This is a genomic window from Ferrimonas pelagia (assembly GCF_039543565.1).
Lineage (GTDB): Bacteria > Pseudomonadota > Gammaproteobacteria > Enterobacterales > Shewanellaceae > Ferrimonas > Ferrimonas pelagia.
The window spans coordinates 1-1,021 of record NZ_BAABJZ010000038.1 but is presented as its reverse complement, the minus strand read 5'-3'; the positions used below and the strand labels follow the sequence as shown (position 1 = coordinate 1,021).

General features: G+C 42.9%; 2 protein-coding genes. Both read right to left on the bottom strand.

Annotation, left to right across the window (positions count from 1 at the left end; genetic code table 11):
- Positions 1–100: 100 nt before the first annotated feature.
- Entirely contained in the window at positions 101–373 is a 273-nt protein-coding gene (locus ABEA08_RS09500) for a hypothetical protein (protein ID WP_345335061.1), read from the bottom strand.
- Between the two features lie 90 nt (positions 374–463).
- On the bottom strand, positions 464–874 hold the full coding sequence (locus tag ABEA08_RS09495) for a hypothetical protein (RefSeq protein ID WP_345335060.1): 411 nt from the start codon (positions 872–874) through the stop codon (positions 464–466).
- Positions 875–1,021: the final 147 nt, after the last annotated feature.

The following is a 1,021-nucleotide window of genomic DNA, read 5'->3' as shown; positions in this document are numbered from 1 at the left end:
CATCATGGGGCTCGGCTTCCTTGTCGAACTTTTCTTTTTGGCGATTGATCAGATCGCACAATGGAAGCCGAGTTCCCTCCAAATCTGAGAACTCAGTGATCTACATTTCGGAACAGTTATTTAGACCGAAACCAACAAAGAGGCCAATAACCGAATATAACTCGCTTTTCTTTTCCCACACATCATTATCGATAAAAAACATAATACCAGCGAAAGCTGTTAAAGAAAGGCAGCACCAAGCTAAAATTATTATCGAATTTCCAAAGCGTAATTCACCTTCTTCTCCTGAGTCTCGCGCTCTCGAAGAAACATATGAACCAATAATAATGGAAGCCACTCCACCGATAAGGCCTGAAATTACAATCGAATCCATGAGGAATTCTCCATTGACTTCTAACGCCCCCAACAGGGGACGAGCGTAGCGAGATCCCGCCCACGTAGTGGGCGTTTCTGATTGGGCTTGTTAAGTGTGACTATGAACAATTTCATCACACTTTAGCTTTGCCTCGTCAGACTTATACAAAATTTCGTTGATTATTTCTTTCAATGATGTATATGGCTGTAATAGGCTATCACGTTCTGCTCTTAAATCAGTTTTTGCTGCTGCACGCCACGAACCTGCCAGTTTCTTTTTCCCAAAGATTGAAAGTACCGTAGAGCCTCCTGAGCCGGCCGTTTGACTTTGGATTGCATAATCAGCTCGAATACTCTTCTGGACTTCATTAACTTCCTTTTTTATTTGTCGAAGTCGCTTCTGGTTCAATATGATTTTCTTCTTTGCCAATTTTGCATCTTCGGGAGTATCAACCTTCATACTAAAGGTAGTCAGCCCCTCATCCTGTAACTGATTCAAGAAATCTTGCGCTGACTTCATACTTCACTCCTTGAGTACACTTAACGCTTTAGTCAGGCGAGCTTTTGAGCTTTCAAAAAAGAGGGCCGCAGGCCCACCAGAGTCAAAAGTATCGCTTGCACTAACTTGTTGTACTTCCGCACACCTGAGGAGATCGCTATGAGCATT